Origin of the sequence: Sorangium sp. So ce693, from assembly GCF_051521375.1 — a bacterium.
GTDB lineage: Bacteria > Myxococcota_A > Polyangia > Polyangiales > Polyangiaceae > Sorangium > Sorangium atrum.
In genome coordinates this window covers 2,730,515-2,754,203 of record NZ_CP150347.1, presented here as the reverse complement: position 1 = coordinate 2,754,203, position 23,689 = coordinate 2,730,515, and the positions used below count along the sequence as shown (strand labels likewise).

At 70.0% G+C, this 23,689-nt stretch carries 24 protein-coding genes; 8 read left to right on the top strand and 16 right to left on the bottom strand.

Features of this window, described 5'->3' with window-relative positions; all coding sequences use genetic code 11:
- Nucleotides 1-56 precede the first annotated feature (56 nt).
- Nucleotides 57-1,703, bottom strand: coding sequence for a glycoside hydrolase family 30 protein (locus WMF14_RS10620; protein WP_437800548.1), 1,647 nt, complete (start codon nucleotides 1,701-1,703; stop codon nucleotides 57-59).
- A 305-nt stretch (nucleotides 1,704-2,008) separates the two neighbouring features.
- Between WMF14_RS10620 and WMF14_RS10615 the strand changes: the two genes are divergently transcribed.
- A complete protein-coding gene (locus WMF14_RS10615; protein ID WP_437800546.1) occupies nucleotides 2,009-2,794 on the top strand; it encodes a hypothetical protein in 786 nt (261 codons plus the stop codon).
- A gap of 47 nt (nucleotides 2,795-2,841) precedes the next feature.
- Here WMF14_RS10615 and WMF14_RS10610 read toward each other — a convergent pair whose 3' ends face one another.
- Both WMF14_RS10610 and WMF14_RS10605 read right to left on the bottom strand, forming a co-directional pair.
- Nucleotides 2,842-3,663 (bottom strand): metallophosphoesterase, encoded by an 822-nt coding sequence (locus tag WMF14_RS10610; protein ID WP_272101503.1) that lies wholly within the window; start codon nucleotides 3,661-3,663, stop codon nucleotides 2,842-2,844.
- A gap of 18 nt (nucleotides 3,664-3,681) precedes the next feature.
- Entirely contained in the window at nucleotides 3,682-4,923 is a 1,242-nt protein-coding gene (locus WMF14_RS10605) for a radical SAM protein (RefSeq protein ID WP_437800544.1), read from the bottom strand.
- A gap of 230 nt (nucleotides 4,924-5,153) precedes the next feature.
- Between WMF14_RS10605 and WMF14_RS10600 the strand changes: the two genes are divergently transcribed.
- Nucleotides 5,154-5,576 carry a putative metal-binding motif-containing protein gene (locus WMF14_RS10600; protein WP_437800542.1) on the top strand — a complete coding sequence of 141 codons (423 nt, stop codon included), beginning with the start codon at nucleotides 5,154-5,156 and terminating at the stop codon, nucleotides 5,574-5,576.
- 85 nt (nucleotides 5,577-5,661) lie between these two features.
- Here WMF14_RS10600 and WMF14_RS10595 read toward each other — a convergent pair whose 3' ends face one another.
- Nucleotides 5,662-7,035 (bottom strand): hypothetical protein, encoded by a 1,374-nt coding sequence (locus WMF14_RS10595; protein ID WP_437800540.1) that lies wholly within the window; start codon nucleotides 7,033-7,035, stop codon nucleotides 5,662-5,664.
- Here WMF14_RS10595 and WMF14_RS10590 point away from each other — a divergent pair.
- Nucleotides 7,034-7,246 (top strand): hypothetical protein, encoded by a 213-nt coding sequence (locus WMF14_RS10590; RefSeq protein WP_437800538.1) that lies wholly within the window; start codon nucleotides 7,034-7,036, stop codon nucleotides 7,244-7,246. The genes WMF14_RS10595 and WMF14_RS10590 overlap by 2 nt on opposite strands.
- Here the strand turns inward: WMF14_RS10590 and WMF14_RS10585 are convergent.
- On the bottom strand, nucleotides 7,239-8,423 hold the full coding sequence (locus WMF14_RS10585; protein WP_437800536.1) for an SMP-30/gluconolactonase/LRE family protein: 1,185 nt from the start codon (nucleotides 8,421-8,423) through the stop codon (nucleotides 7,239-7,241). The two genes, WMF14_RS10590 and WMF14_RS10585, sit on opposite strands and share 8 nt — an antisense overlap.
- Nucleotides 8,424-8,693: 270 nt before the next feature.
- On the opposite strand from WMF14_RS10585, the gene WMF14_RS10580 reads away from it, so the two are divergent.
- Complete coding sequence (locus WMF14_RS10580) at nucleotides 8,694-9,674, top strand: 2-dehydropantoate 2-reductase (protein WP_437804176.1); 981 nt, start codon at nucleotides 8,694-8,696, stop codon at nucleotides 9,672-9,674.
- Between the two features lie 12 nt (nucleotides 9,675-9,686).
- On the opposite strand, the gene WMF14_RS10575 is transcribed toward WMF14_RS10580, so the two are convergent.
- Nucleotides 9,687-10,352 carry a hypothetical protein gene (locus tag WMF14_RS10575; protein WP_437800534.1) on the bottom strand — a complete coding sequence of 222 codons (666 nt, stop codon included), beginning with the start codon at nucleotides 10,350-10,352 and terminating at the stop codon, nucleotides 9,687-9,689.
- A 170-nt stretch (nucleotides 10,353-10,522) separates the two neighbouring features.
- Here WMF14_RS10575 and WMF14_RS10570 point away from each other — a divergent pair, with 170 nt between their 5' ends.
- The 3 genes from WMF14_RS10570 to WMF14_RS10560 all read left to right on the top strand — a co-directional run bounded on the left by WMF14_RS10570 (nucleotide 10,523) and on the right by WMF14_RS10560 (nucleotide 12,343).
- Nucleotides 10,523-11,338 (top strand): SAM-dependent methyltransferase, encoded by an 816-nt coding sequence (locus WMF14_RS10570; protein ID WP_437800532.1) that lies wholly within the window; start codon nucleotides 10,523-10,525, stop codon nucleotides 11,336-11,338.
- Between the two features lie 2 nt (nucleotides 11,339-11,340).
- Complete coding sequence (locus WMF14_RS10565; RefSeq protein ID WP_437800530.1) at nucleotides 11,341-11,547, top strand: hypothetical protein; 207 nt, start codon at nucleotides 11,341-11,343, stop codon at nucleotides 11,545-11,547.
- Between the two features lie 199 nt (nucleotides 11,548-11,746).
- Nucleotides 11,747-12,343, top strand: coding sequence for a hypothetical protein (locus tag WMF14_RS10560; RefSeq protein WP_437800529.1), 597 nt, complete (start codon nucleotides 11,747-11,749; stop codon nucleotides 12,341-12,343).
- A 92-nt stretch (nucleotides 12,344-12,435) separates the two neighbouring features.
- On the opposite strand, the gene WMF14_RS10555 is transcribed toward WMF14_RS10560, so the two are convergent.
- Complete coding sequence (locus WMF14_RS10555; RefSeq protein ID WP_437800527.1) at nucleotides 12,436-12,840, bottom strand: GFA family protein; 405 nt, start codon at nucleotides 12,838-12,840, stop codon at nucleotides 12,436-12,438.
- A 312-nt stretch (nucleotides 12,841-13,152) separates the two neighbouring features.
- Here WMF14_RS10555 and WMF14_RS10550 point away from each other — a divergent pair, with 312 nt between their 5' ends.
- The gene (locus tag WMF14_RS10550; protein WP_272101493.1) at nucleotides 13,153-13,722 is read left to right on the top strand and encodes a hypothetical protein; all 570 of its coding nucleotides are present in this window, start codon (nucleotides 13,153-13,155) and stop codon (nucleotides 13,720-13,722) included.
- Between the two features lie 210 nt (nucleotides 13,723-13,932).
- Here WMF14_RS10550 and WMF14_RS10545 read toward each other — a convergent pair whose 3' ends face one another.
- From WMF14_RS10545 to WMF14_RS10505, 9 genes are all read right to left on the bottom strand, one after another.
- Nucleotides 13,933-14,436 (bottom strand): hypothetical protein, encoded by a 504-nt coding sequence (locus WMF14_RS10545; protein ID WP_437800525.1) that lies wholly within the window; start codon nucleotides 14,434-14,436, stop codon nucleotides 13,933-13,935.
- Between the two features lie 94 nt (nucleotides 14,437-14,530).
- Nucleotides 14,531-15,511, bottom strand: a complete 981-nt coding sequence (locus WMF14_RS10540; RefSeq protein WP_437800523.1) for a hypothetical protein — start codon at nucleotides 15,509-15,511, stop codon at nucleotides 14,531-14,533.
- 38 nt (nucleotides 15,512-15,549) lie between these two features.
- Complete coding sequence (locus WMF14_RS10535) at nucleotides 15,550-16,614, bottom strand: hypothetical protein (RefSeq protein WP_437800522.1); 1,065 nt, start codon at nucleotides 16,612-16,614, stop codon at nucleotides 15,550-15,552.
- Nucleotides 16,611-17,324 (bottom strand): hypothetical protein, encoded by a 714-nt coding sequence (locus tag WMF14_RS10530; protein WP_437800520.1) that lies wholly within the window; start codon nucleotides 17,322-17,324, stop codon nucleotides 16,611-16,613. Before WMF14_RS10530 ends, WMF14_RS10535 begins: the two co-directional genes overlap by 4 nt.
- A gap of 221 nt (nucleotides 17,325-17,545) precedes the next feature.
- The gene (locus WMF14_RS10525; RefSeq protein WP_437800518.1) at nucleotides 17,546-18,925 is read right to left on the bottom strand and encodes a DUF5050 domain-containing protein; all 1,380 of its coding nucleotides are present in this window, start codon (nucleotides 18,923-18,925) and stop codon (nucleotides 17,546-17,548) included.
- A gap of 534 nt (nucleotides 18,926-19,459) precedes the next feature.
- Nucleotides 19,460-20,839: a DUF5050 domain-containing protein gene (locus WMF14_RS10520; protein ID WP_437800516.1), complete on the bottom strand. Its 1,380-nt coding sequence runs from the start codon at nucleotides 20,837-20,839 to the stop codon at nucleotides 19,460-19,462.
- 354 nt (nucleotides 20,840-21,193) lie between these two features.
- Nucleotides 21,194-22,411 carry a 5-(carboxyamino)imidazole ribonucleotide synthase gene (gene purK, locus WMF14_RS10515; protein WP_437800514.1) on the bottom strand — a complete coding sequence of 406 codons (1,218 nt, stop codon included), beginning with the start codon at nucleotides 22,409-22,411 and terminating at the stop codon, nucleotides 21,194-21,196.
- 55 nt (nucleotides 22,412-22,466) lie between these two features.
- Nucleotides 22,467-22,970, bottom strand: coding sequence for a 5-(carboxyamino)imidazole ribonucleotide mutase (gene purE, locus WMF14_RS10510; RefSeq protein ID WP_437804174.1), 504 nt, complete (start codon nucleotides 22,968-22,970; stop codon nucleotides 22,467-22,469).
- Nucleotides 22,971-23,102: 132 nt separating this feature from the next.
- Complete coding sequence (locus WMF14_RS10505) at nucleotides 23,103-23,429, bottom strand: TerB family tellurite resistance protein (RefSeq protein ID WP_272101485.1); 327 nt, start codon at nucleotides 23,427-23,429, stop codon at nucleotides 23,103-23,105.
- Nucleotides 23,430-23,689: the final 260 nt, after the last annotated feature.

Below are 23,689 nucleotides of genomic sequence, written 5' to 3'. Positions count from 1 at the left end.
AGGCTGTCGACAGGTTCAGGCCGCGATGGGTCGACCCGGGTCGGGTCGCGCGCAGCTCACTTCCAGTTGACGGTGGCCCAGCCGCGGGCAGGGACGCTGAACTGGAGCTTCTTGGAGGCCACGCTGAGGGTGGTCGTCTTCGCGGAGCTGCCGGAGTTGTAGATGACCGTGACGATGGTGCCGTCAGGGTTCTTGAAGGCCAGCGCGTCACCGCCGGTCGTGTTGACGCGCATCGCTCCAGGATCGACGTACTGGGAGACGTGGCGGAACACGTAGTAGGCAGGGGTCAGTATCAGCTCCTTCGTGTCGGCTTTCACGTTGAGGAGCGCGTTCTGGGGCCACGGCCGCTGCGAGTCGATGTTCTTGCCCACCGGGTCCAGCACCATGTTCCAGGCGTTGTACGAGTTCACCCCCGCCTTGATCCAGTCGCGGATGAGCCCCCAGCTCTCCTGCCCGTAGGCGTGATCGTTCGCTGCCGTGTTCGGGTTGAACGCCGGCACGCCCGGAGGGTTCCAGTTGTAGTTGCCGCACTGGTGCTCCGTTTGCACGATCGGCAGGTTGCGCGATTTCAAGCCGTTCACGCTGCCCCGCATGTTCCACTGCAGCCCGAAGCCCTTGACGTACTTCATCGCGGTGGCATCGCCGGTCACGGCGCTGAGGATCCCCGGGTCTGCCGCGTCGTTGGACATCGTGCCGAGGAAGATCTGAGCCTTGATCCCGCGCTCTTCGAACAGCGGCCCCAGGTGGGTGCCGATGAACTTGGCCATGAGCTGCCCCGTCCAGGCGCAGCTCGGATACCTCGTCTCGTAGGTCGGCTCGTTCTGGGGGTGGACCGCCTCGATGGTCATGCCCTCTGCGGCGTACGCCTCCACGAACTTCGCGAAGTACAGGGCATGTGCCTTCAGGGTGTTCGCGTCGTCCTTCATCTTGCCACCATCGAAGGCGCCGTTGCTCTTCATCCAGGTGGGGGGCGTCCAGGGGCTGGCCCAGAGGTGGAGGCCGGGCCTCACGGCGAGCGCCGCCTTGATGTACGGGATCAATTTCTCCTTGTCCCGCGCGATGGAGAAGCTCTCCATCGTGAAATCATCCTTCTTCTCGTCGAGGCTATAGCGGTCCATCGCATAGTCGCTGGCCCCCATGGGGATGCGCCCGTAAGCGAACCCTGCGCCCTCGTCCTTGTCGAAGAGAAGCTTGATGGCTCGCTGCCGGTCGGACTCGCTGAGCATCGAGAGCATGTTCCAGCCCATCTCGTTGAACGAGCCGCCGAAGCCATCCCATCGCTGCTGCGTTGCCGCGTCATCGACGGTCACGTCGGCATTGGCGCTCGTCACTTCCGTCGGCGTCCCGATCTTCCAGTACTCGTTCGCGCCCGAGGTGATCAGCGTGGGCTCGACCACGTCGGGGTCACCGCCGGTCCCGGTGGACGAGCCGCCAGAACCCCCGTCTCCACCCGGATCGCCGCCGGCACCGCTCGAACCCGTCGCGCCACCCGTCCCTTCGCCGCTGCCTGTCGTCGCGCTCCCGTTGCCGCTCGTGCTCCCGTTGCCGCTCGTACTCCCGTTGCCGCCCGTGCTCCCGCTACTGCCCGCACCCGCACCCGGGCCGCCCGAGCTCTCGGGTTCTTCCGGGCCGCTCGAAGAACCGCAACCCACCAAGAGAAACGCGAGCAATATGCCGACGGTCGAAGCTCGTGCCCTGTTCATCACAAAAATCCTCCATCCCAGGAGTGCAACCCCTTGGCGGTGCCTGCAGCAGGCGTCAGAAAGTGGCGGTCCTATATGCCCAGAAGGCCCCACGGTGATCGGGCGGGCGGTATAAAAGGCGGCAAGCTTCACGTCGATGACCCGGCGCACGCACGCGCCATGCGCTCGCGTCACGCCTCCCGTACCGAAGGTCCCGCGTCGACGTCGCGGATGGCACGGCGGCACGCCTTCCAGAGCGTGCACAGCGGATCCAACCCGGCCGTACGATTGCTGGGTTTCGATGCGCGTGTTAGCGTCGGCCCCCGATGCGAACCGCGGTTTTCGCCCTCGCCCTCCTGACCGGTTGCGGGGGCGCATCCGGGGCGGCGCCCGGCGCGGCCCTCTCCCCCTCCTACGCGTCGAGCCTGGGCTCCACGTCGGCGAGCATGCCCAGCATGCTGCCCGCGCCGGCGTTGCCCAGTCGGGGGACGGTCCAGGCCGATCTGGTCGTCCGCCCCGACGTGCTCGTCCTCAGCTTCGCGCTCCAGGAGACCGACGCCGATCCGCAGCGCGCCCTCACCGCGGCGAAGGCTTCGGTGGAGGACCTGGGGCGACAGCTCACGGAGGCGACCGCCGGCGCATCCACGGTGAAGATGCTTGGCGCATCGTTCACCGCGGTCTTCCCCGACAAGGCGGAGAGCGATGGCGACGCCGTATCGGCCGCCGTCGACGGCGTGATCGAGGTGCGCCTCGCCCCCGAGCTCGACTTCTGGGCGAGGAGCCGGCTGGCCGCGGCCGTGGCGCAGGTCCGGCGCGACGTGAGCGCCGCGGTCCAGGCCGCGAAGGACGGGCGGCGCGGGGCCACCTTCGGGCAGCCTCGGGCCGAGGTGAAGGAGCCGGAGGGGCACCGCGCGCAGCTGACCGAGCAATGGCTCCGGAGGGCTCGGTCGTTCGCGGAGGCGGCGCAGGCGGCGTCGGCGCCGCTCTCGCTCGTGGACTGCGCGCCGCCGGGGGCCATCGAGCAGCGGCCCATCTCGCTCGTCGAGGTGGGGCTCTCGCTGTCGGTCGCGTGCCGCCTGGACGCGCTCTCCGCAGAACCGAAGCGCGACTGACGGACTGCGGCGGCTCACCCCCCGGACATCCGTCGTCGGGCAGGACGTCACCCTGCGATCAGCCGGAACACGGGCAGCTCTGGCCGGCATGTGAACCGCACGGGCAGGACGCTCGTGCCGACACCGCGGCTCACGTACACCCTGCCATGGGCCGTGTCGTACATACCCGAGCGAAATCGGCCCGATCCAGGCGGAACCCACACCGCCGTTCCGAGCGCTCGGATCTGCCCTCCATGCGTATGCCCCGCGAGGCCCAGGTCGAAGCGCGGCGCGCCGGGAGAGAGCGCCTCGAAGATGCCGGGCGCGTGCGTGAGAAAGAGCCGAGCCGGAGCGGATGGCACGTTCGTCAGGGCGGCGCGCAGGTCGTGGTTCCCGCTGCAGAAATCGTCGGTCGCGACGACGGAGAGGCCGCGCTTCAGCAGCACCGACTCGTTCCCGAGGAGCCTGGCTCCGGCGCGCGCGTACACCTCGCTCAGCCTTTGCAAGGGGACGTGCCCCCAGTGTTCCCAGTTGCCGACGGTGGCGAGGACCTCCCGCCCCGGCGCGGCGAGCCTGCGGCAGAACTCCTCCAGCGCGCCGAGCGAGCCCTCGCCCTCGATCGAGTCGCCGGTCAGCACGACGAGATCGGGCGCCAGCCTGCGGATGGCGTCGATGGCCTTCTCGTGCACACCGCCGAGCGCGCGCAGGTGGATGTCGGAGAGGTGAGCGATGCGAAACCCCTGAAGCGCGGCCGGGAGCCGCGGAATCGGGACATCGTGCTCGGCGACATCGAGCCACGAAGGTTCGATGGCAATCCCATCGAAGGCGGCAATTCCAGCAGCGCAGCAGCTGGCGTGGAGGAACGCTCGACGGGTGACCGGTCGGACCATCCCGGAACCTTAGCAAACTCAGCTCGAGGGCCGCGGCTTACGCGTGAGCTGGACCAGCCGCTCCGGGGAATCGAGCCCGGGATCGGGGCCGTCGAGATCCTCCAGCACGAGCTCGAACAGCCCGTTGTCGAACGGCCTCCCCGCGGCCGGCTCGGCCGGCACGAGGCGCTCGCGCTTGCCCTGCGCGGCCAGCGTGCGCGCGCGGAAGTGGCAGTACGGGTTGTTCCCCGGCCGCCCGAAGAGCGCGTGCGCCGTGAAGCTGCACCCGCCCATGCACACCTCCGCGAACGCGCAGCTCCGGCAGAAGCCCCAGAGATCGTCGGCCGTGCGCGCCCGCGCGAACGCGAGGCGCGGCGCCTCGTCCCAGATCTCCTGGAGCGCGCGCCCGCGCAGGTTGCCGCCCACGTACGCATCGCTCTGGAGCGACGGGCAGCCCTTCACCGCGCCGTCGGACTCGATCCCCAGCACCAGCTTCCCGGCCTGACAGCCGCGAAAGTGGTCGCGGCCGCCCTCGCGCAGCGAGCGCAGGAGCGCCTCCTCCGGGCCGAAGTAGCCCAGGTTGTTGCCGGGCATCACCGTGATCCCGTCCTGGAAGGCCCGCCGCTTCAGCGCGGCGATGCGCGGGAGCACGTCGAGCAGATCGTAGGGCTGGAGCAGCATCGCCGGCCGGTCGGCCGCGCGCCCGAGCGCCGCGGTGATCTGCACCTGCCACGCCTTGATCCCCTGCTCCCGGAGCAGCTCGTAGAGCGCCTCCAGATCGCCCTGGTTCACCCGGTTGAGGTTGGTGTTGGCCGCGGTGAGCAGCCCCGCGCCCCGGAGGTGCCCGAGCGCCGAGAGCGCGCTCCGGTGGCTGCCCGGGGCCTTGCGGATGAGGTCGTGGGCGCGCTCCAGCCCGTCGACGCTGACCGAGACGCTGTGCAGGCCGGCCCCCTTCATCTGCGCCGCGATCTCCGCGGTGATCCCGCGCCCCCCGGTGGTCATGGTCGGCCGCACGCCCGCGGCCTTGAGCGCCGCGATGATCTCCAGAAAGCCGTCGTGCAGGTAGGCCTCGCCGCCGATGAGCACCACCTCGCGGGCGCCCATCGCCGCGAGCTGCCGCACCACGCCCAGCGCCTCCTCGGTGCCGAGCTCCGAGGGCCGCGCGGCCCCTGCCCGGGAGCCGCAGTGCCGACAGGGCTGATCGCAGCGGAGCGTCAGCTCCCAGACGACGTACGCCGGGAAATACTCGCCGGGAACCACATCGAGACGGCGCAGCGCCATGCCCGAGCCTACCGCGAAGTCCGCCGCCGGCTCCTGCGCTCCTGCGCCCTTTCGACGCGCGGGGGATGGTGACCTGTGCACGCGCGCGCCGGGCCGCTGCGCCATTCCCCTCCATTTTCCTTGCGTGGCGCCTGGGCGCCTCGCCATAGAATGGGAGGGTTCGACCTCCCTGGCTCGGCCTTCCGACGTGCGCCAGGGCTCGGCCGCATGGCTCAAAGGCGGAGATCCTCATGCTCACCCTCGGCGCTTGTCCTTGCTGCGATGGCTTCGTTCCCCCGGGCGCTTCCGCCTGCCCGCATTGCGGCGCGACGGCCACGGCCACGGCCGAGCGCGTCACCTGCGCGCAGGCGCGCCACGGGATGGCGAGCAGGCTGCTCGCGGTGGCGTCGGGCGGCATGATGGCTGTCACGCTGATGGCCTGCTACGGCATGCCCCCGTGCGACGAGCCCGCGACCGACAGCGACGGCGACGGCTACCAGGCGACATGCGAGGGCTACGGGCCCGAGGAGGACTGCGACGACGGCAATCCGGACATCCACCCCGGGGCGACGGACGTGGCAGGTGACAGCATCGATCAGGACTGCAGCGGCGACGACACCCCGCTCGGCACCGGCGGCGGGGGCGGCACGGGCGGCGGAGGCGGCGCCTCCTGACAAATACGAGGAATTGAACAGGGAGACGGGGAGACAGGGAGATGAATGGGATTTTACTCCCCGCTCGCCTCCTCCCTGTGAACTTTCACGAAAACGGAGCTGCCGCCCATTCGGACAACACACGGCTGACGCGCTCGAGATACCCCCCCTCGCGCACGATCTCCTGGTATCCCGGCACCGCGCCGACCCACTCCCGCATGCGCACGTTCGACACGTCGGTGAGATACATCGTGGGAAGCCCCATGAGCGCGGGCCCATCCATGCCTGCAGTCGTGACGCCGAGCTGACCGACGAGGTCGTGCGTGCGCTTCAAGTGCTCGAAGAACTGCAGCTGCGCCCGGCGCATGTCGAGCTGCCGGAAGGTGGGGTCCTTCCAGAAGAGCGTCATGTCGACCGCGCCGTCGGGGACCTGTGCGCCTCGAAGGGCGTCGCCGGTCAACACAGGCACGAGCCCTGCACGTTGAACGAGGTTTGTCAGCTCCAGGAGCTCGGCGAGCGTCGTGTTGCGGTGCGGGTGGTGGAGCCCCTCGCGGATCCAGAGCAGCACCTTCTTCCGGCGTGACTCTCCCGCGCGCGCTTCCGCGAGCCTGCGATCGACCCAGGCGATCACCGATCCCGGAATCGGCGCGTCCCCCAGGAACGCCGCGCGGAGCCTCCGCTGGGCGGACGACGGCTCGGCCTTGAAGGCGCGCGCGACGATCTCCGTCGTCTGCTTCACCGCGCGCGGGCGCGAGCGGTGCGCCTGAAGGTGATCGCTCAGGCCAGCATCGCGCAGAAACGCCTCGGCTTGCGGTGTCCCCGGCTTGCCTGGCTCGACCTGGATGGCCGCGCCCGCGAGGACGGCGGCCGCGGCGACATACCACCCCTCGCCGAACGAAAAGCCGCTGTCCGTGTGGAACGTATACGCGTGGTTTCGCTCCTCGACGATCCTGCGCGCCGCGCGGGCGGCGGCCTCGGCCTCGTGAGCCGCCGCGCGCGCCGCGCGGGCGACCTTGGACCGCGGAGAGCCGCCCTCGAGCTCTGCGGCGCTGATCGCGGCCGCGCGGGCCGAGGCCTCTGCGCCGGCCACGATCGCCTCCACGCGCCGCCACCCGTCGTCGCACGCTTCGCGCGTCGGCGCGCGCTGCGCGCTCAACGAGAGCTGGCCCGCTCCGTGGAGCGCATCTGCCGCCCGCGCCGCGTGAGCCCGCGCCAGCGTCGAACGGGCGCCCATCGCCGTCGCGAGGATTCGTTCCCTTCCAGCGTCGACCTCATGTCCCTGGAGGGCGGCGCGCTCCTGCTCGGCGGCGGCCAGCGCGCGATCCGCCTGCTCGATCGCGCGTTCGAGCAGACGCCGGTAGCGCTCGCGCTGCCCTGGCTCATGCAATGTGGTCGCCAGGGCGAGCGCCGCGTCGAGGCTGCGTTCGGCGTCGCGCTCGATATGCTGCGCGGCGAGCGCCTCGGCGACAACCACTCCCATGCTCACCGGCTCGATTCCCTCGAACATCGTGACTTATGCCGGGCCGGCAGGCCGGTCAAGCGCTATCGCCCGCTCGGTGTTCCGCGTCGATCGAGCCACCACGGATTTCCCGGAATACGCGCTCGCGCGCGGGGACGAGCCGCCGGACGCTCGCAGCTGGAACGCCGGCGCGGTTGAGCACGGCGGCCCGCGTCCAGCAAAGTTCAGTTAGGATATCCGGGGATGTTCACCTCCATCGCGTAGAGCGACGCGCCCGCCGTGATGTAAAGGGTCTTTCGATCGGCCCCGCCGAACGCGACGTTCGACACCTCGCCCAGCCCCGTGATCGAGCCGAGCCTTGCGCCGCTCGGCGCGAGGACATCCATGCCGTCGCGCCACGCGATGTAGACGTTGCCCGCGCAGTCGACGCCCATGCCGTCGGCCTTCGGCAGGTTCGCTGCGAAATCGGACGAGGCGCCGGGCGCTCCTTCGGCGCTCAGCGGATAACGACGGATCCGGCCGGGGGTGAACTCGGTCACGTACAGCGCGCGCTCGTCCGGCGAGAGCGCGACGCCGTTGGGGGTCTCCAGCGTGCCGATGAGGCTCACCTCGCCGGACGGGGACACGCGGTAAGCCGCTGTCGGCAACTCCGGCCTGCCGGCGCTGAGCTGAAAATCGGGATCGGTGAAGTAGACGTTGCCGTCGCTCCGCGCGACGACATCGTTCGGGGAGCTGAACCGCTTGCCCATGTACGACCCGGCGACCTCGCGCCGCGCCTTCGTGCCGAGATCGAACACGGAGATGCTCCGCGTGTCGTGGGTACATGCGATGAGGTTCCCATCGCTGTGGAGGCCCAGCCCGTTCGTCCCGCTGTTCTCGAGGAACACCTCGATCGTGCCCGGCGGCGTGAGCTTCTGGATCTTCGCCTTCGGACCGTTGAGGGGCGGAGTGTTCTGCGACAGCATGTTGATCTCCGAGAAGAACAGCGCCCCGAGCTCGGCGACCCAGACCGGGCCCTCGACGTACGTGAACCCCCCTCTCACCAGCTGCGGCCCGCCGTTCGCCGGCAGCGGATTGGCCGCGTACGGGCCGCCCGGGCAGACGGCCGACACGTCACCACCGCCGCCTGCTCCGGCGCCGCCCGCCCCGGCGCCGCCACCGCCGCTCCCCGTCGCAGCGCCGCCGCTGCCGCTCCCCACCGCAGCGCCGCCGCTGCCGCTCCCCGTCGTGGCGCCGCTCGCGCCCGCGCCAGCGCTGCCCGCGCTGCCCGCGCTGGTGCCGCTCGAGGTCGTGGTGCCCACGCCGCCCGCAGAGCTGCTCGACCCGCCGGCCCCGGGATCGCTGGAGGATCCACCCCCGCCCTCCGACTGGAGCGGGTCGTCGCCGCCGCCGCAGCCATTCGCCGCCATGAACACAATCCAAGAGACAACGAGCGAATACCTGGCCTTCATAAGTAAGTTCCTCCAAGCGCCCCGGATGGTGTGCCGGTCGGGCGCGCCCATCATCGTCAGCGCGCCTCGCGCCGCAAGCGCCGAGGTGACCGAACGGCACAAACGGCACAGCACCTCGATCTCGAGCTCCGCGCCTGGCCAGGAACGGGCTTGCCGCGGTGCGCCGCGACCGGCGGCGGCGAGCGAGGAGGCGACCGGCGGTCCGCAACGATAGGATGCAGGCACACCATGAAAATTGCTGTCTACGGCTTCGGATCCATCGGCGGCTTGCTCGGCGCCAGGCTGGCCACGGCCGGCTGCGACGTCAGCGCCGTCGCGCGCGGAGAGAACCTCGCCGCCTTGCAGAGGCGCGGTCTGCTGCTGCAAGTCGATGGAGAAATCACCCGCGTGCCGATCCGCGCGGCGCAGGATCCCGCGGCGCTCGGCGCGCAGGACGTCGTGATCATCGCTGTCAAGGCCACCGCGCTGGCCGACGTCGCCGCGCGGATCGCGCCGCTGCTCCGCGAGGACACGATCGTCGTCCCCGCGATGAACGGCGTGCCGTGGTGGTTCTTCGCCCCCGAGAACGTGCCCTATGCCGGCGCTCGGCTCCAGTCGCTCGATCCGGGCGACGTCGTGCCGCGCGCCATCCGGCTCCGCCAGGTGATCGGTTGCGTCGTGCACCTGTCGGGTTCCAGCCCGGAGCCGGGGCTGGTGCGCGTCGGCCGCGGCAACCACCTGCTCCTCGGCGAGCCGGCCGGCGGACATTCGGCTCGGGTGGGCGCGCTTGTCGAGCTGCTACAGCGCGCCGGCTTCGAGGCCAAGGCCAGCGCCGACATCCGGACCGACGTCTGGTACAAGCTGTGGGGCAACATGACGATGAATCCGGTGTCGGTGCTCACCGGAGCGACGTGCGATCGGATACTCGACGATCCGCTGGTGCGCGGATTCTGTCTCCATGCAATGCAGGAAGCGGCGACGATCGGCGAGAAGATCGGTTGCCCGATCGCGCAGAGCGGAGAAGACCGGATGGAGGTCACGCGCAGGCTCGGCGCGTTCAAGACATCGATGCTTCAGGACGCGGAAGCGGGCAAGTCGCTCGAGATCGATGCGCTGGTGACCGTGGTCCATGAGATTGGCAAGCTGACCGGCGTGCCGACGCCGACCATCGACAGCTTGCTCGGCCTCGTGCGCCTGTGCGGACGCACGCGCGGCTTGTATGCCGGATGATCCAAGCGTCGCTCAGGGCCGGGCTCCACCGCAGTCGCCCGGACAATTGCAGTCGTTCTCCCCCGCGCCGCAGGCGCCGTCTCCACATCTCGCGCAGAGGTGCGCGTCGGGCGCCGTTGTCACGCACGCACCGTCGACGCGCTCCATGCTCTCGATGGGCGTGAGACCCGGGCAGCAGGTCGTGAACGACTTGCTCGACGCCATCCCTCCCTCGCCCGAGCAGTGCGACGCAAGCGCTGCGCACGAGCCGTCGGCTTGCTGGACATACCCGGGCAAGCAGTCGCACTGCGGCCTCCGGGGGCGCAGCACCGGCACCGTGCCGGCGGGGCCTCTCGGCCCGAGCTGAACGGTAGCCGCGTCCGGAGACCGCGCCGGCGCAGCGCCATCCGGGCTCGCCGGCGGCGGGGGGCTGGCTCCCTCCGGCGCCGTCGGCCCCGCGGGAGGCGTGGCGATCTTGCCGTCGGGCGTCTGGGACTCGATGGGGATCCAGTCGACGATCTGGCCGTCCGGCGTGACCGTGGTGGCCACGACGTGCTTGCGGGGAGGCCGAGGCGTCCCCCCCGGCGCGCAGGGGTTGTCAGCGCCCGGGCGAGGGCGATCCGCCGGGTCGGGCTCCCTGGCGGCGCAGGCCGTGGCGAGGAGCAGCAGGGGGCACAGGAGCAGAGCAAGCGCGTGCATGGGCATGGAAACACGAAAGCCCACGGGATCTTACAGCGCCGCCGCTACCGCCGCCGCGCGGCGCGCGGCGCGCGGCGCGCGCCGCGCGCCGCGCCACCAGCGCCGGAGCACACTCCCGCCCAATACCATCCTTGTCCGTACTACCGAGTGCGTAGTACCCTCGACGCTGAATGGCCGGCTCCCTGATCATCGTCGGCACCGGGATCCAGTGGGGAGGCCAGATGACGCTCGCTGCGCGGCGGGCGATCGAGCAGGCCGACCGGGTGCTCTTCGCGGTGGCCGATCCCTGGAATGCGCGCTGGATCCGCGGCCTGAACCCGGCGGCCGAGTCGCTGCCGTACGCGACCGGGAAGGGCCCGCGGCGCGACATCTACGCCGAGATGATCCGGCGCATCCTGGCCCCGCTCCGTGAAGGACTGCGGGTATGCGCGGTGTTTTATGGCCACCCGGGCGTGCTGGTCCGCGCCGCCCACGCGGCCATCCAGGAGGCGCGCCGCGCGGGCTATCCGGCGCAGATGGCGCCCGGCGTCTCGTTCCTCGATTGCATGTACGCGGATCTGGGCGTCGATCCAGCGCGCGGTGGCTGCCAGATCCATGAGGCGACGGATTTCCTCGTGCGGCGGCGGCCGTTCGACGTCCATACGCCGCTCGTGCTCTGCCAGATCGGGGTGATCGGCAACACCGGCTTCTTCGACGCCGCCGACGCCGGCCGCATCCAGCGCGGGCTCCGGGTGCTCTGCGATGTATTGACGACCAGGTTCCCGGCCTCGCACGAGGTCGTCGTCTACGAGGCCTCGGTGCTGCCCATCGAGCCGCCGCGGGCGTCGCGCGTCGCGCTGGCGGAGCTCCCGGCGACGGCCGTCTCGGAGGTCTCCACGCTCTACGTCCCCGCCGTGGGCCCGGCTCCCCTGGACGAGGCCATGATGGAGACGCTCGGCATCGACCCCGCTGCGCTGCACTCAGACAACATCACCAGAGAGGAATGACCATGGATCGCGTCTACGATTTTCTTACCGAGCTGAACATCGATCCCTTCCAGCAGCTGGCGTACGCGCAGGATCCCGCGGGCGTCGCTGCGGCCGCCGGGCTCGGGCCCGACGAGCAGGCGGCGCTCGCGCGCAGAGAGCTCGTGGAGGTCGCGGTCGGCGAGTCGAGCGGCCCCTACGAGCGGTGCGCTTGCATCTGGCAGCCCTAGACAGGGCCGCGTGCGGCGCTGTGCACCTGGCCCTGGCCTGCTGATCGCGGGCGCCCTCGCGGGCGCGTGCGCTGCCGCGCCGGGCGCGAGGTCCGCCCGGAGGCTTCGGGGCGACGCGCGACGGGACCGCGCTGAGCTACGGGCACAACTGCAACGGAGAGAGCGCCCTGGAGGCGATCCGCCGGCGAAGGGCGCGCGCGTGCTCACGGCGTCGGCGGCGCCGGACGGGACGCTGTGGGCGCTCACGGACGACGCGCTGTTCGCGCGCAAGGGCGATGCCTGGGAGCAGGCGCCGCTGCCCGACGGGGTGAAGGCCCGGGACGTGGCCGTCGGGAGCGACGGCGCGGTATGGGTCGCGGCCGGCGGGGCGATCCTGAAGCACGGCGGCGCCAGCGAGGCCGCGGGCGCGGCGCCGGGGACCATCCAGCTCCAGAAGGGGCCGCCGCCGACACCCAAGGAGAACCGGACCTTGCCGAGGCCCGGCGGGCCGAAGTGCCCGCAGAACCTCGTGGTTCTCTACACGTTCAGCAAGACGGCGCCGGACGACTACGACTTCCCGCTGACGCGCAAGGCGCTCAAGGGACGCACGGAGTTCTCGCCGGCGCGCTTCGTCGTGACGCGCGACATGGGGCAGCGCTTCTTCGCGGCGTTCGTGCCGACCTGGGATCTCGCGAAGAAGCTGGAGGAGCGGATCAAGACCGATGTGCAGGGCTCGGCGCCGCAGATCGTGTGCGCCAAGCCGGAGGTGGTGCGGGAGCTGAAGCTCGATCTGAAGACGGGAGAGGTCGCGAAGTGAAGACGGGTGAAGACGGCGCGCCGGGGGCGCCGGCGTACAGCGGCGCCATCCGTCGGTGGGACGCTTTCCGCCGCAGGCAGCGGCGGCGCCGTTCACAGGTGCCGGGTCTCTCCCGGCGGCGCGCCCCAGTTGTTGTTGCGTCCGTCGGCGTACCGGATCGGCGCGGAGACGAGCTCCGCGGGATCCACGTCGTCCAGCGAAGCGAGCTGGACCGCCACGTAGTCACCGCCGATCGCCTCGACATACCCGCGCCCGAACGAGCGCACGCCGCAGTGTCGACAGAACAGGTGGTGCCCGGCCTTCATGCCGAACTGGTAGTCGCTCAGCGCGTCCTCTCCCGCGAGCAGCCGGAACGCGTCCGGCTTCAGGATCACGTTCCAGTTCCTCGTCTTGGTGCAGATGGAGCAGTTGCACTTGTTGGTTCCAGCGCTCAGGTCGAGCTCGGCCTCGAAGCGGACCGCACCGCAGTGACAGCTCCCCGTGTATGTCTTCTTCATGTGCAAACCTCCTGGCAGGACAGGCGTTCACGTTCGAACGCTCGACGGCCTGACGGTACCCGAATCCGCGCCGGCGGGAGCCCCCTTCGAAGCGCCGCCGCGCGATCGGGAGACGCGATGCGCCGGCGGCGCCGGGGCATCCGTCCGCCGAGCCACGAGGTCGCTGCCCTGACACACCTGTCATGCGCCGCTCGGCGGCACATGGCGCAAGGCGTCCGGAGAGCCAGCTGCTTGCGCCGCACGGGTGGCCTGCCCGTTGCTACGCCACCGCGTCCATCGACGGCGGTCCCGCCGTAGAGAGGATGCCCCCCAATGTCCTTGTCTCTTTTTTCCCTCGTCCCGCTCGGCTCTTGCGCGCGCACGACCGCCGCGCTCGCCGCCGGATTCGTCATGGCCGCCGCCATGCCCGGCTGCATCATGAACCCGAAGGCATGCACCGAGATGGGCTGTAGCGACACCTTCACCATCACTGCCGCGACGGCGAACAAGAGCTGGGCAGCGGGAGAGTACACGCTGGAGCTCACGGTGGACGGCAACGCGGTGTCGTGCGCCTACAGCTGGACGAACACACCGAAGGTCGGCGGCGGCGGCGAGTTCGTCCAGTGCAGCCCGACCGTCAGTGTCTCGATCAATGCGGTGGCAATTTGCACGGAGACGAGGCACGGCGACGCCGTCTCCCAGAGCTGCATCCCGGCCCCCGGGCAGTTCACGCAGGTGCTCGCGATTCAAGGCACGCCGGCGCGCGTCGACGTCGTCATGCGGCGGAACGGCGCCCTCCTCGGAGAGCAGACCTTCACCCCCGCGTACCGGACATCGTACCCGAACGGCAAAGACTGCGGGCCTGTGTGCCGACAGGACGCGCAGGACTGGGCGCTCCCGTAGCCGTCCGCGCCGAGGTGCTTGGCCAGTTCCGCGTGTCATAAATCCCGCCAGGGATCTGTCTCGCGAACGAAGAGAGATTTCAACGCAAAGGCGCCAAGGGCGCAAAGACGCAAAACACAAGTAGTCTGCTCTTTTTTGCGACTTTGCGACTTTGCGGCTTTGCGTTGAAATCTCTCTCCGGATCTCTGGCCGGACCTCTGGCAGCCCGAACTAATCCCAGCGAGCGGAGAGAACCCCCCTCATGCGGTCGATCCGCAGCGCCCTCTCCAGGGCGCGCCCCTCGTAGGCGCTGAGCACGGCGGGGAGCGCCTGCCGGGCCAGCGCCAGCAGCGCGCGGCGGCGGACCTCCGGATCCAGCCTGCCCTCGACGACGATCTGGCTGAAGGCCAGGGCGAGGATCGCCTCGTCGCGGGTGAGCAGGCCGTACTCGTCCTCCTCGCCGAGCGCCTCGACCTCGGCCGCGTCCGCGGCGTCCCAGCCGCCATTGCCGACCTCCCAGCGCTCCAGGAGCGCGTCGAGGAGCTCGATCGGGCTCTTCTTCGGGTGCTCGTCGCGAAAATCGCGGAAGGCGGTGAGGGTCTCGTGCGCGGTCTCGTTGCCGAACGGCGCGGTCTCGTCGGTGAGCGACCAGAAGAACGGGTCGGCGAGGGCAGCGGCGGCCCGGGGATGGCAGTCGTCGGGGGAGAGGTCGGGGATCTCGGGCGCTTCGGTCATGGGAGAGGGCTTTCTCGAGGGAGGCGCGGGCGCGCCGCGCCGCCACCTTACCGCGTCGGCGCGCCCCGTCCGAGCGCGGCGCCCTCCTCCCCCGTCATTTCCAGTGCCACTTGCCCTTCCCCTTGCCCTTGTGCTTGTGCTTGTGGATGACGATCACCCGGCCGTCGTCGTCATCGTCGTCATGCACCACCACGGTCGGCTTGACGTCGACCCTCACGGCCCACGTGGTGGCCACCAGGATGCCGATCACGGGCGCGCTCGGGCCGACCACGATCACAGCGCCTGGACGGTAGCCGCAGAGGACCACGTGCGTGTGGCCGCCTTGCTTGAGCACCACCGTGATCTTGGTCGGATTGACCTTCACGTTGAGCTTGCCGGTGAAGTAGAGCCGATCGGGCCCGGGCGCGAGCACGATGACGTCCGGCCCCGACGGCGTCTGGATCGCGAGCTTGATCTCGCGCTCGCCGATCGGCACCGGCTTGAGGTTGAGATCGAGCACGTACACGCGCAGATCGCCGCTCTCCTTGTCGGCGACGATCTCCACGACGTCGTCTCCGACCGGCTGGAGCACACCCCCGTTCGGCCCCTTGGTCCCGTCGAGCTGGGTCGTCTGGTGCTCCCTGGCGCTCTCCTGGAGTTCCCGGGTCCCGCCGCGCGGCACGTGCAGCACCCCGTTGAACGGCTCGCCCTTCACCTTGAGCTCATAGCTGACCTCGGTCAGGTCATCCTCGAGCGGAGGGAGCTTGGCGAGCAGCACGCCCCCCGCCTTGGGCTCCGGCACGAGGGCCGCGCTCATGGGGGCTCCGCCCTTGCCAGGCACCTTGACCGAGACGCTGCCCGACACATCCGCCGCGATGGGCTTGCCGTCGCGATCCTTCACGAGCGCCGTCACCTGCCCGTCCGGGGCCACCGTCATGACGACGGACCCGGGCTCGTGCTGCTCCGTCAGCGCCCAGTTGTCCTCGATGCTCTCCGCCGTGATCTGCGGCGACTTGCCGCAAGCGGGCGAGACGAGCGCCGCGGAGGCGACCCCGAGCGCGATGACCATGGATCGGAGACAACGTTGGATTGGCATACACCCCTCTTTGGTAACACCTTGAAGGCTCGATCGCCTCATACCTGCTTGCGCGTCACGGACCAGATGAAGCCGTCGTACCAGAAGTGCATCAGCGCGACGGTCTGCGTGATCGACCACAGCGCGCGGTCGTCCGCCGGCGCGAGCTCGGCCCAGGTCCCATACACAAGGACGCCCCCGAGGAAGATCGCCACCGCGATCGGCGCTCCGGCCCGGAGCGCGTCGAGCCGCAGCCGGCGGCGGAGGCGCCCGCCCTCCGACCACCAGACGAGCGCCAGGTACTGCACGGCGTGGAACAGGTTCATGATGAAGAAGGCCTGTCCCCAGGGGTTGAACCCCCACGTATAGATCGAGCAGAGACCCGTGCTGACGAGCAGCCACACCTTGGGGAACGACACCCGGTAACCCCGCCGGAACATCGCGCGGTAAGCGAGCGCGTAATAGACCAGGTACGCCGTGCCCGCGGCGATGACGGCCCAGCTGATGGCGCGGTGGCTCGACGTCATCAGCGCAGGGACCGCGGTGAAGAAGGCGGGGCCCACGCCCTCGAAGGCGTCGAAGCTCTGGAAGTGGAGGAGCATCGTCGCGCCGCCCAGGATGGGGCCGGCATAGAGGACGAGGTTGAGCCACAGATCCAGCCGGCGGCCGAGCGCTGGCGCGTTCCCCGCGCGCGCGTCGTAGATGCGCCCGAGGCCGAACGTCTGGAGCGCCGAGTGGTAGACGTCCCAGAACACCACGAGGACCGACACGCAGGCGACGGCCCACATGGACAGCATCATCGCGGCGAACAGGGCGACCGGCGCCACGAGGAAGCGGAGCCGGTGCTGCCGGAAGATGTCCGCGTTGCCGTGGCTCCGGAGGAGCACCGCGGCGAGGTGGCCGTGGATGAGCGTGCCGATGAAGAGCCCCGCCCACGTGACCTTCTCCCCGTGAAGCCTGAACGTCGCGTCGGCGAACGGCGTCCCCGCGATCAGGGCGCCCGCGGCCAGCGCGACGAGCGGCGGGAGCAGGAAGAACGCCCAATCGTACCAGGGGCCGACGATGTACGCGGCCCGGCCCACACCGAGCAGCGCAGCGGACGCGGGCTCGGCCCGTGCGCTCATGTGGGACTCGGTGCCGCCGCGGGCCGCGGCTCTGGTGCTGCTTGCGAGAAGCCGATCGTCCACCCCTGCACGGCGAGGTGATCGACGAGCGCCAGCAGGAAGAGATTCACGCCGAGCATCTCCAGCGACTCCTCCACGAAGTCGATGAGCGCGTAGATCAGGTTGTCGCTCCCGGCACGCTCGGTCCAGTACCCGAGCGGCAGCTCCAGGACGAGGGCGCCGGTGACGTAGATCCCGCCCGAGAGGAGGAATCGATTCCGCGTCGCTCGCGGGAGGTGCGAGAGGAACTTGAGGTATGCGACCGCGAACAGCGCCACCACGGCGGCCGCCGGGATCACCCAGCTGAAGTACAGGACCCCGCCCAGATCGAGCCAGGAGCTCGCCGCTTCATGGATCTCGACCACCTCGTCGAGCGAGATGTAGAGGAATGCCGCGGAGAGCCCCCACCAGTGCTTCACGAACTTGCCCGTGCGGCGGGCGCCGACGGCAATGGCAGCGAGCGTGAGTGAGCACACGAACAGCAGGGACGAGGTGTACCAGGTGGGCACATTCTGCTCGTAGCTCAGCGAGAACAACGGGACGACGCCGCTCTGGCTCCTCAGGTGGAGAAGCGGCTTGAGCACCTCGACGGCGAGCCCGGCGCCCGCGATCACCGCCATCACGGCGAGCAGCGCGACCTGGAGCCGGGCCCTCGAGACGGTGATCTGCATCGAATGAGAAGAACTACGCCAGGACGCTGGACACGGTCAATGCGTAAAGCAGCGCACGCCGGCGCAGAGGGGCGGCGCAGCGCGCGCTGGCGAGCGGACTCGGGAGCGCTCGCCACAGGCTCTCGAAGCCACCCTCGGTGCAATGCGGTGAGGGCGAACGGGCTCCATCCGTCGCGTTCGCCCCTGCTGTCCTGATCCCGCAATCGCCGCCGGACGCGCGCTCAAGGAGCGCGGTAGGACACGATCTGGCCTTCGAAGCGGTAGTCACCGCCGTTGGTCCAGAACACGTCCTGACCTTCCGGGGCGATGATGCGCCAGGCGAAGTGCTGGCCCAGCGCGAGCACGGTGGTCTTGTTCGTCACGAGATCGTGGGCCTGGACGCTGCGGTTCCGGCTCATGTCCGTCGAGAAGAGCGTCGAGCCCCTGAGGGCCAGCCCCCCCATCGAGCCCCCCTGGTAGATCAGCGTCTTCGCCCCTCCGGCGATCGGCGCCTTGAACACGCCGCCGTCACCGGTGTTGGCCCAGTAGACGAACTGCGCGTCCACCGCGATCCCGGCCGGCTCTCCCTCGTTCTCGGCGATGACGGTCACGTCCCCGCCCGCTTTCGCCACCTTGTAGACCTTGTTCGTCGTGGCGCCGCCGGTCCAGTAGATATTCGCGGCGTCCTGCGCCAGGTACTCCGGAGCGCCGGCGTCGGCCGCGAGGACGACGGGCGCGCCGCCGTCGAGGGGCATCTTGTAGATGTTGTGTCCGTCGCCGTCGCCGAAATAGACGGACGACTCGTCTCCGATGACGCTCAGCAGGTAGCCGATCTCGACGAGCGTCTCCATCTCCAGGGTCGATTTGTCGACGCGCTTGAGCGCCGAGGGGATGATCGGATCGTTGTCTCCGCCGCTCGCCCAGTACACGTGGGAGGCGTTGACCCACAGCGCCTTGGGGTCGGGATCCGCTGCGGTCATCGCCTCCACCTCGGTGGTGCCCGGCTTGACGCGATAGATGTAGCCGTCGTTCGAGTCCGCGGGCGCGGTGGCCTCGGTGCCGCCGCTCGCGAAGTAGAGGTAGGTCTCGTCGGCGGCGAGCGCCATCGGGTAGGCGTGCTGGCTCGCCATCGCCGCCGGCGGGACCATCCCGGCCTGGAAGCGGGAGAAATGCGGCGTCTCCGTGATGACGCCGGCAGGGGAAGCGTCATGACGCCCGAGCCGCGTGAAATCATCGGCGTCGGCCGGCGCGGTGAAGGCATAGGCATCGAGGACGGTATTCTCTCCGAGCTCCGCCTCGAGCTCGATGGTGATCGGCAACGTGAGCGTGATCGGCTTGTCGAACGTCTGCCCCTCCGGGCCGAGGAGGTACATGGGCCCCACCCTGCCCTCGCGCGCGCCCTCGACGCGCTCGATGGTGATGTCCGTCGCCGCGCTGACCGCGCCCGGCGGCACTTCGATCTTGAACCCGTCGTCCGAGGTGAACACGCCGCCCTGAGCGTCGACGGAGAACTGCGGCTCGTTCCCCTGCGCGGCGCCGTCATCCGCACCCGCCCCCCCGCACGACACGCTGCCCAGCCCGCTCGCCGCGCACGCCAGCACAATGAATGAGATTCTTTTCATCGACTTGCTTCTCCGCGGGCGGTCGCCGCCGCCCATGATCGACAGGGTTGCAAGCAGGGGCACGGCCGGAGTCTCCACGGTCGCGAGCCGATGAGGCGCGAACATGCCACAGCAGCGCCTCTCACGAGATGATCGTTGGAGTTGGGCTCGGGTGTTGTCGGATCAACGGCTTCCTGGTTTGACGGTCCGTCCCGGTGGCCAACGCGCGTGGTTCCGCCCCGGCCGACACGCGCTCGCCATGAAGACAAAGACGCCGTGAGCGCTCTCCGCGCTGGCAGTGGAGACGATTGACTGTGCCGAGCTCGCAGCACGCGGCCCCGGCGCCGCCGTCGCGTCCACACGACAGGGGAGCCCCGGAGTCACCGGAAGTGAAGCCAAGCATAAGCATGTGGGACCACCCCCCTACCCGTCACGCTGGTCCCGGATGAGCAGTCGCACCGCGGCTCATCGGCGGCTCACAAATCGGCGGGACGGGGCGACCTCGCGTTCGCCCCTGCTGTCATGCTGCCCGGCATCGCCGCCGGACGCGCGCGCTCAAGGAGCGCGGTAGGACACGATCTGGCCTTCGAAGCGGTAGTCACCGCCGTTGGTCCAGAACACGTCCTGACCTTCCGGGGCGATGATGCGCCAGGCGAAGTGCTGGCCCAGCGCGAGCACGACGGTCGAATTGCTCGCGAGATCGTGGGCCTGAACGCTGCGGTTCCGGCTCATGTCCGTCGAGAAGAGCGTCGAGCCCCTGAGGGCCAGCCCCCCCATCGAGCCCCCCTGGTAGACCAGCGTCTTCGCCCCTCCGGCGATCGGCGCCTTGAACACGCCGCCGTCACCGGTGTTCGCCCAGTAGACGAACTGCGCGTCCACCGCGATCCCGGCCGGCTCGCCCTCGTTCTCGGCGATGACGGTCACGTCCCCGCCCGCTTTCGCCACCTTGTAGACCTTGTTCGTCGTGGCGCCGCCGGTCCAGTAGATGTTCTCTGCGTCCTGCGCCAGGTACTCCGGAGCGCCGGCGTCGGCCGCGAGGACGACGGGCGCGCCGCCGTCGAGGGGCATCTTGTAGATGTTGTGTCCGTCGCCATCGCCGAAATAGACGGACGACTCGTCTCCGGTGACGCTCAGCAGGTAGCCGATCTCGACGAGCGTCTCCATCTCCAGGGTCGATTTGTCGACGCGCTTGAGCGCCGAAGGGATGACCGGATCGTTGTCTCCGCCGCTCGCCCAGTACACGTGGGAGGCGTTGACCCACAGCGCCTTGGGGTCGGGATCCGCCGCGGTCATCGCCTCCACCTCGGTGGTGCCCGGCCTGACGCGATAGATGTAGCCGTCGTTCGAGTCCGCGGGCGCGGTGGCCTCGGTGCCGCCGCTCGCGAAGTAGAGGTAGGTCTCGTCGGCGGCGAGCGCCATCGGGTAGGCGTGCTGGCTCGCCATCACCCCCGCCGGGATCATCCCGGCGTAGAAGGTGCCAACGGAGGTGGTCTCCGTGATGAGCTCAGCGGCAGAGACCTCGTGATGCTCGAGCGGCGTGAAGACTTCGGAGCCCATCGGCGCGGAGAAGCCGTAGGCATCGAGGACGGTATTCTCCCCGAGCTCCGCCTCGAGCTCGACGGTGATCGGCAGCGTGAGCTTGATCGGCTTGGCGAACGTCTGCCCCTCCGGACCGAGCCGGTACATGGGACCTACCGCGCCTTCGCGGGCGACCTCGATGTTCTCGATGGTGAGCTCCGTCGCCGCGCTGACCGCCCCCGGCGGCACTTCGATCCTGAATCCATCATCCCCGGTGAAGACCCCGCCCTGAGCGTCGACGGAGAACTGGGGCTCCGTCTCGTGCGTGGCGTCGTCGCCCGCGTCCGCCCCCCCGCACGACACGCTGCCCAGCCCGCACGACACGCACGCCAACACCATGAATGAGGTTCTTTTCATCGACTTGCTCCTCCGCGGGCGGTCACCGCCGCCCACGATGGACAGGGTTGCAAGCAGGGGCACGACCGGAGTCTCCACGGTCGCGACCTGTTAAGATTCGAACATGCCACAGAGGCGCCTCTGTGCGAGTTATTCGTCGAAGTCCAGGGCGTGTGTTCGGATCGAACACATCCTATATCGATGTTTCGTCCGACAGGGCCGTCCAGAACATGCAGTTGCGCCGCGGCTCACCGGCGGCTCATGAATCGACGCGAACGGGGCGAATCCGTCGACGTGATGGCGCGGCGCGCGCCGCGCCATCACGGGCAGCAGTGGAGAGCGTCGTGGGCCGGCGGGGGCTCGCTTGGCGGCGCTTCAGCGCCCGGAGAGCGGCGGCAGCCCGGCCTGCGCCGAGAGCCGGGCCATCGCGAGCTTAGCGGCGACGAGCGCCTCCTCCGGCGTGCGGCCCGTGGCGGAGAGGTGGCCCATCTTGCGGCCGGGTCGGGCGACCCGCTTGCCGTAGAGGTGGAGCCGGACGCCCGGGATCTCCAGCGCGGCCTCGAACGGCGGCGGCGCGCCGCCGAGCCAGACGTCGCCGAGCAGGTTGAGGATCGCTGCGGGGCGGACGATCTCGACCGAGCCGAGCGGCAGGTCGCACACGGCGCGGACCGCCTGCTCGAACTGGCTCGTCGCGCAGGCGACCTCGGAGGCGTGGTAGCTGTTGTGGGGCCGCGGGGCGAGCTCGTTGATGAGCAGGCGGCCGTCCTTGAGCAGGAAGAGCTCGACGACGAGCAACCCCTCGACGCGCAGGCCGACCGCGAGGTCGAGCGCGATCTGGACCGCCTGCCCCGTCACCGCGGCCGAGAGCGGGCCCGGCAGCAGCGACCAGTCGAGGATCTGGTCGACGTGGTGGTTCAGCGCCGGCGGGTAGACCGCGAGCTTGCCGCTCGGGCTCCGCGCGACGAGCACGGAGAGCTCGGCCTCGAGGTCGAGCGCCTGCTCGACCACGCAGCGCTGGCCGCCGAGCGACGCGAAGAGCGCCGCGGCCTCGCGCTCGAGGTCGCCGACGCCGCCAGCGCCGCCGTCGGCGCCATCGTTCGAGCGGGCGTTCCCCGAGAGCCGCAGCTGGCCGCGGCCGTCGTACCCGCCGACGCACGACTTCACGAAGCACGCCCCGCCCATCGCGCGCGTCGCCTCGAGGAGCTGCTCGCTCGTCGCGACCTCGCGGAAGGGCCCCACCGGAAAGCCGTTCCGCGACAGCCACCCCTTCTGGACGCCGCGGTCCTGCACCATGGCCAGCACGTCGGCCGACGGGCGCACCGGCGCGAACCGGGCTGCGGCCACGAGGCCGTCGGTGGCGATCTTCTCGATTTCGAGCGTCACCACGTCGCACTGCGACGCGAGCTCCGCCGCCTGCGCAACGTCGTCGAACGAGGCGACGATGCAGCGATCGAGCACCGAACGGGCCGGGCAGTCCGGGTCGGGGTCGAGGGCGTGGACCTTGTACCCGAGCGTGCGGGCGGCCAGCGCCGTCATGCGGCCGAGCTGGCCGCCACCGAGGATACCGAGCGTAGAGCCGGGAGCGATGGGCATTTCCGGAGGACCTGTACGAGGGGGAGGGAAAGGAGGCCTGACGAGGCCCGACGAGCTAGACGATGACCGAGTCGCGTAGCACCGCCGCCTCCTGGGCGCCGCGGAAGGCGGCGAGGCGCTCGCGGAGCTCCGGGTGCTTGCCCGACAGGACCGCCGCCGCGAACAGGGCCGCGTTGGCCGCCCCGGGCTTGCCGATCGCCATCGTGGCGACGGGGACGCCCTTCGGCATCTGGACGATCGAGAGCAGCGCGTCCATGCCGTTCAGCGCCGTGGCGGGGATGGGGACGCCGATGACGGGCAGCACCGTCTTCGCGGCGACCATCCCGGGCAGGTGGGCGGCGCCGCCGGCGGCGGCGATGATCACCTCGATCCCGCGCTCCGCGGCCGTGCTCGCGTACTCGAACATCCGGTCCGGCGTGCGGTGCGCCGAGACGACGCGCACCTCGTGCGGGATGCCGAGCTGCGTGAGAAGCTCGCTCGTGACGGCGAGGTGCTCGTAGTCGCTCTTGCCGCCCATGATCACGCCGACCCAGGGCTTCTCGGCCGAGCTCGGTCCCATTTCCGCCGGGGTCCGGCCCTCGCCGGCCCCTCCCTGCGCCATCGTGCTCATCGTTCCACCGCTCACCGGCTCCTCATCCATCCGTCATTGGCATCCGTCATCGGTCGACGCACCGCACGCCCCGCGCCCGCGTCAGCGCGTGAGCTGATCCAGCAGGCTCAGGCTCTCGCGCTCTTCCTCGCCGATCTCGCCGTCGGACGAGATCATCTCGCGCGCGGCGTCCAGGAAGAGCTGCCGGTGCGCGCGCGGGATCTTCATCGGATCCACGTCGTCGGCCGCGGGCGGCAGCTCGAGCCAGCCGCGCACCTGCTTGGTCTCCTCCGCGTCCAGGTGGAGCCGCAGGATCATCTTGCGCACGAACTCGCGCTCCTGGTCGCGCACCTGGAGGTCGGCCCAGGCGAACGAGCAGATGAACCGCATCAGCTGGAGGCGTTCTTCGCGAGAAAGCTTGTCGAGCATGGGCGGGGACTCTAGCCCGGATCCGCCAGCGTTTTGTGTGGAAATCAGCGAGCCGCGCGCCGCGTAAGGGGATTCCCGGATCGTCGGTTCTTGCCTCTTGCGCCTTGTGCCTTCCGGCGCTCGCGTGGTCGCCCTGGTACGACTGCGGAAAGTCGGGCCGGGAAGCGAACCGCCATGACGCCAAGGGCGCCAAGAAACCCGGGGAATAGGAGGGCCAATGCAGGAACAGCCCTTCGCCTCTTGGCGGCCTTGGGGCCATG

What these genes read in the sequence shown, in the direction of transcription:
- WMF14_RS10535 (WP_437800522.1), bottom strand. Translation starts at nt 16,614, where the DNA reads ATGAGCGCACGGGCCGAGCCCGCGTCCGCTGCGCTGCTCGGTGTGGGC.
- WMF14_RS10505 (WP_272101485.1), bottom strand. Translation starts at nt 23,429, where the DNA reads ATGCTCGACAAGCTTTCTCGCGAAGAACGCCTCCAGCTGATGCGGTTC.
- WMF14_RS10590 (WP_437800538.1), top strand. Translation starts at nt 7,034, where the DNA reads ATGCTCACCGGCTCGATTCCCTCGAACATCGTGACTTATGCCGGGCCG.
- WMF14_RS10610 (WP_272101503.1), bottom strand. Translation starts at nt 3,663, where the DNA reads ATGGTCCGACCGGTCACCCGTCGAGCGTTCCTCCACGCCAGCTGCTGC.
- WMF14_RS10525 (WP_437800518.1), bottom strand. Translation starts at nt 18,925, where the DNA reads ATGAAAAGAATCTCATTCATTGTGCTGGCGTGCGCGGCGAGCGGGCTG.
- WMF14_RS10575 (WP_437800534.1), bottom strand. Translation starts at nt 10,352, where the DNA reads ATGCACGCGCTTGCTCTGCTCCTGTGCCCCCTGCTGCTCCTCGCCACG.
- WMF14_RS10550 (WP_272101493.1), top strand. Translation starts at nt 13,153, where the DNA reads ATGTCCTTGTCTCTTTTTTCCCTCGTCCCGCTCGGCTCTTGCGCGCGC.
- purK (WP_437800514.1), bottom strand. Translation starts at nt 22,411, where the DNA reads ATGCCCATCGCTCCCGGCTCTACGCTCGGTATCCTCGGTGGCGGCCAG.
- WMF14_RS10605 (WP_437800544.1), bottom strand. Translation starts at nt 4,923, where the DNA reads ATGGCGCTGCGCCGTCTCGATGTGGTTCCCGGCGAGTATTTCCCGGCG.
- WMF14_RS10545 (WP_437800525.1), bottom strand. Translation starts at nt 14,436, where the DNA reads ATGACCGAAGCGCCCGAGATCCCCGACCTCTCCCCCGACGACTGCCAT.
- purE (WP_437804174.1), bottom strand. Translation starts at nt 22,970, where the DNA reads ATGGGACCGAGCTCGGCCGAGAAGCCCTGGGTCGGCGTGATCATGGGC.
- WMF14_RS10565 (WP_437800530.1), top strand. Translation starts at nt 11,341, where the DNA reads ATGGATCGCGTCTACGATTTTCTTACCGAGCTGAACATCGATCCCTTC.
- WMF14_RS10520 (WP_437800516.1), bottom strand. Translation starts at nt 20,839, where the DNA reads ATGAAAAGAACCTCATTCATGGTGTTGGCGTGCGTGTCGTGCGGGCTG.
- WMF14_RS10585 (WP_437800536.1), bottom strand. Translation starts at nt 8,423, where the DNA reads ATGGCGGCGAATGGCTGCGGCGGCGGCGACGACCCGCTCCAGTCGGAG.
- WMF14_RS10570 (WP_437800532.1), top strand. Translation starts at nt 10,523, where the DNA reads ATGGCCGGCTCCCTGATCATCGTCGGCACCGGGATCCAGTGGGGAGGC.
- WMF14_RS10580 (WP_437804176.1), top strand. Translation starts at nt 8,694, where the DNA reads ATGAAAATTGCTGTCTACGGCTTCGGATCCATCGGCGGCTTGCTCGGC.
- WMF14_RS10620 (WP_437800548.1), bottom strand. Translation starts at nt 1,703, where the DNA reads ATGAACAGGGCACGAGCTTCGACCGTCGGCATATTGCTCGCGTTTCTC.
- WMF14_RS10530 (WP_437800520.1), bottom strand. Translation starts at nt 17,324, where the DNA reads ATGCAGATCACCGTCTCGAGGGCCCGGCTCCAGGTCGCGCTGCTCGCC.
- WMF14_RS10555 (WP_437800527.1), bottom strand. Translation starts at nt 12,840, where the DNA reads ATGAAGAAGACATACACGGGGAGCTGTCACTGCGGTGCGGTCCGCTTC.
- WMF14_RS10540 (WP_437800523.1), bottom strand. Translation starts at nt 15,511, where the DNA reads ATGCCAATCCAACGTTGTCTCCGATCCATGGTCATCGCGCTCGGGGTC.
- WMF14_RS10595 (WP_437800540.1), bottom strand. Translation starts at nt 7,035, where the DNA reads ATGGGAGTGGTTGTCGCCGAGGCGCTCGCCGCGCAGCATATCGAGCGC.
- WMF14_RS10600 (WP_437800542.1), top strand. Translation starts at nt 5,154, where the DNA reads ATGCTCACCCTCGGCGCTTGTCCTTGCTGCGATGGCTTCGTTCCCCCG.
- WMF14_RS10615 (WP_437800546.1), top strand. Translation starts at nt 2,009, where the DNA reads ATGCGAACCGCGGTTTTCGCCCTCGCCCTCCTGACCGGTTGCGGGGGC.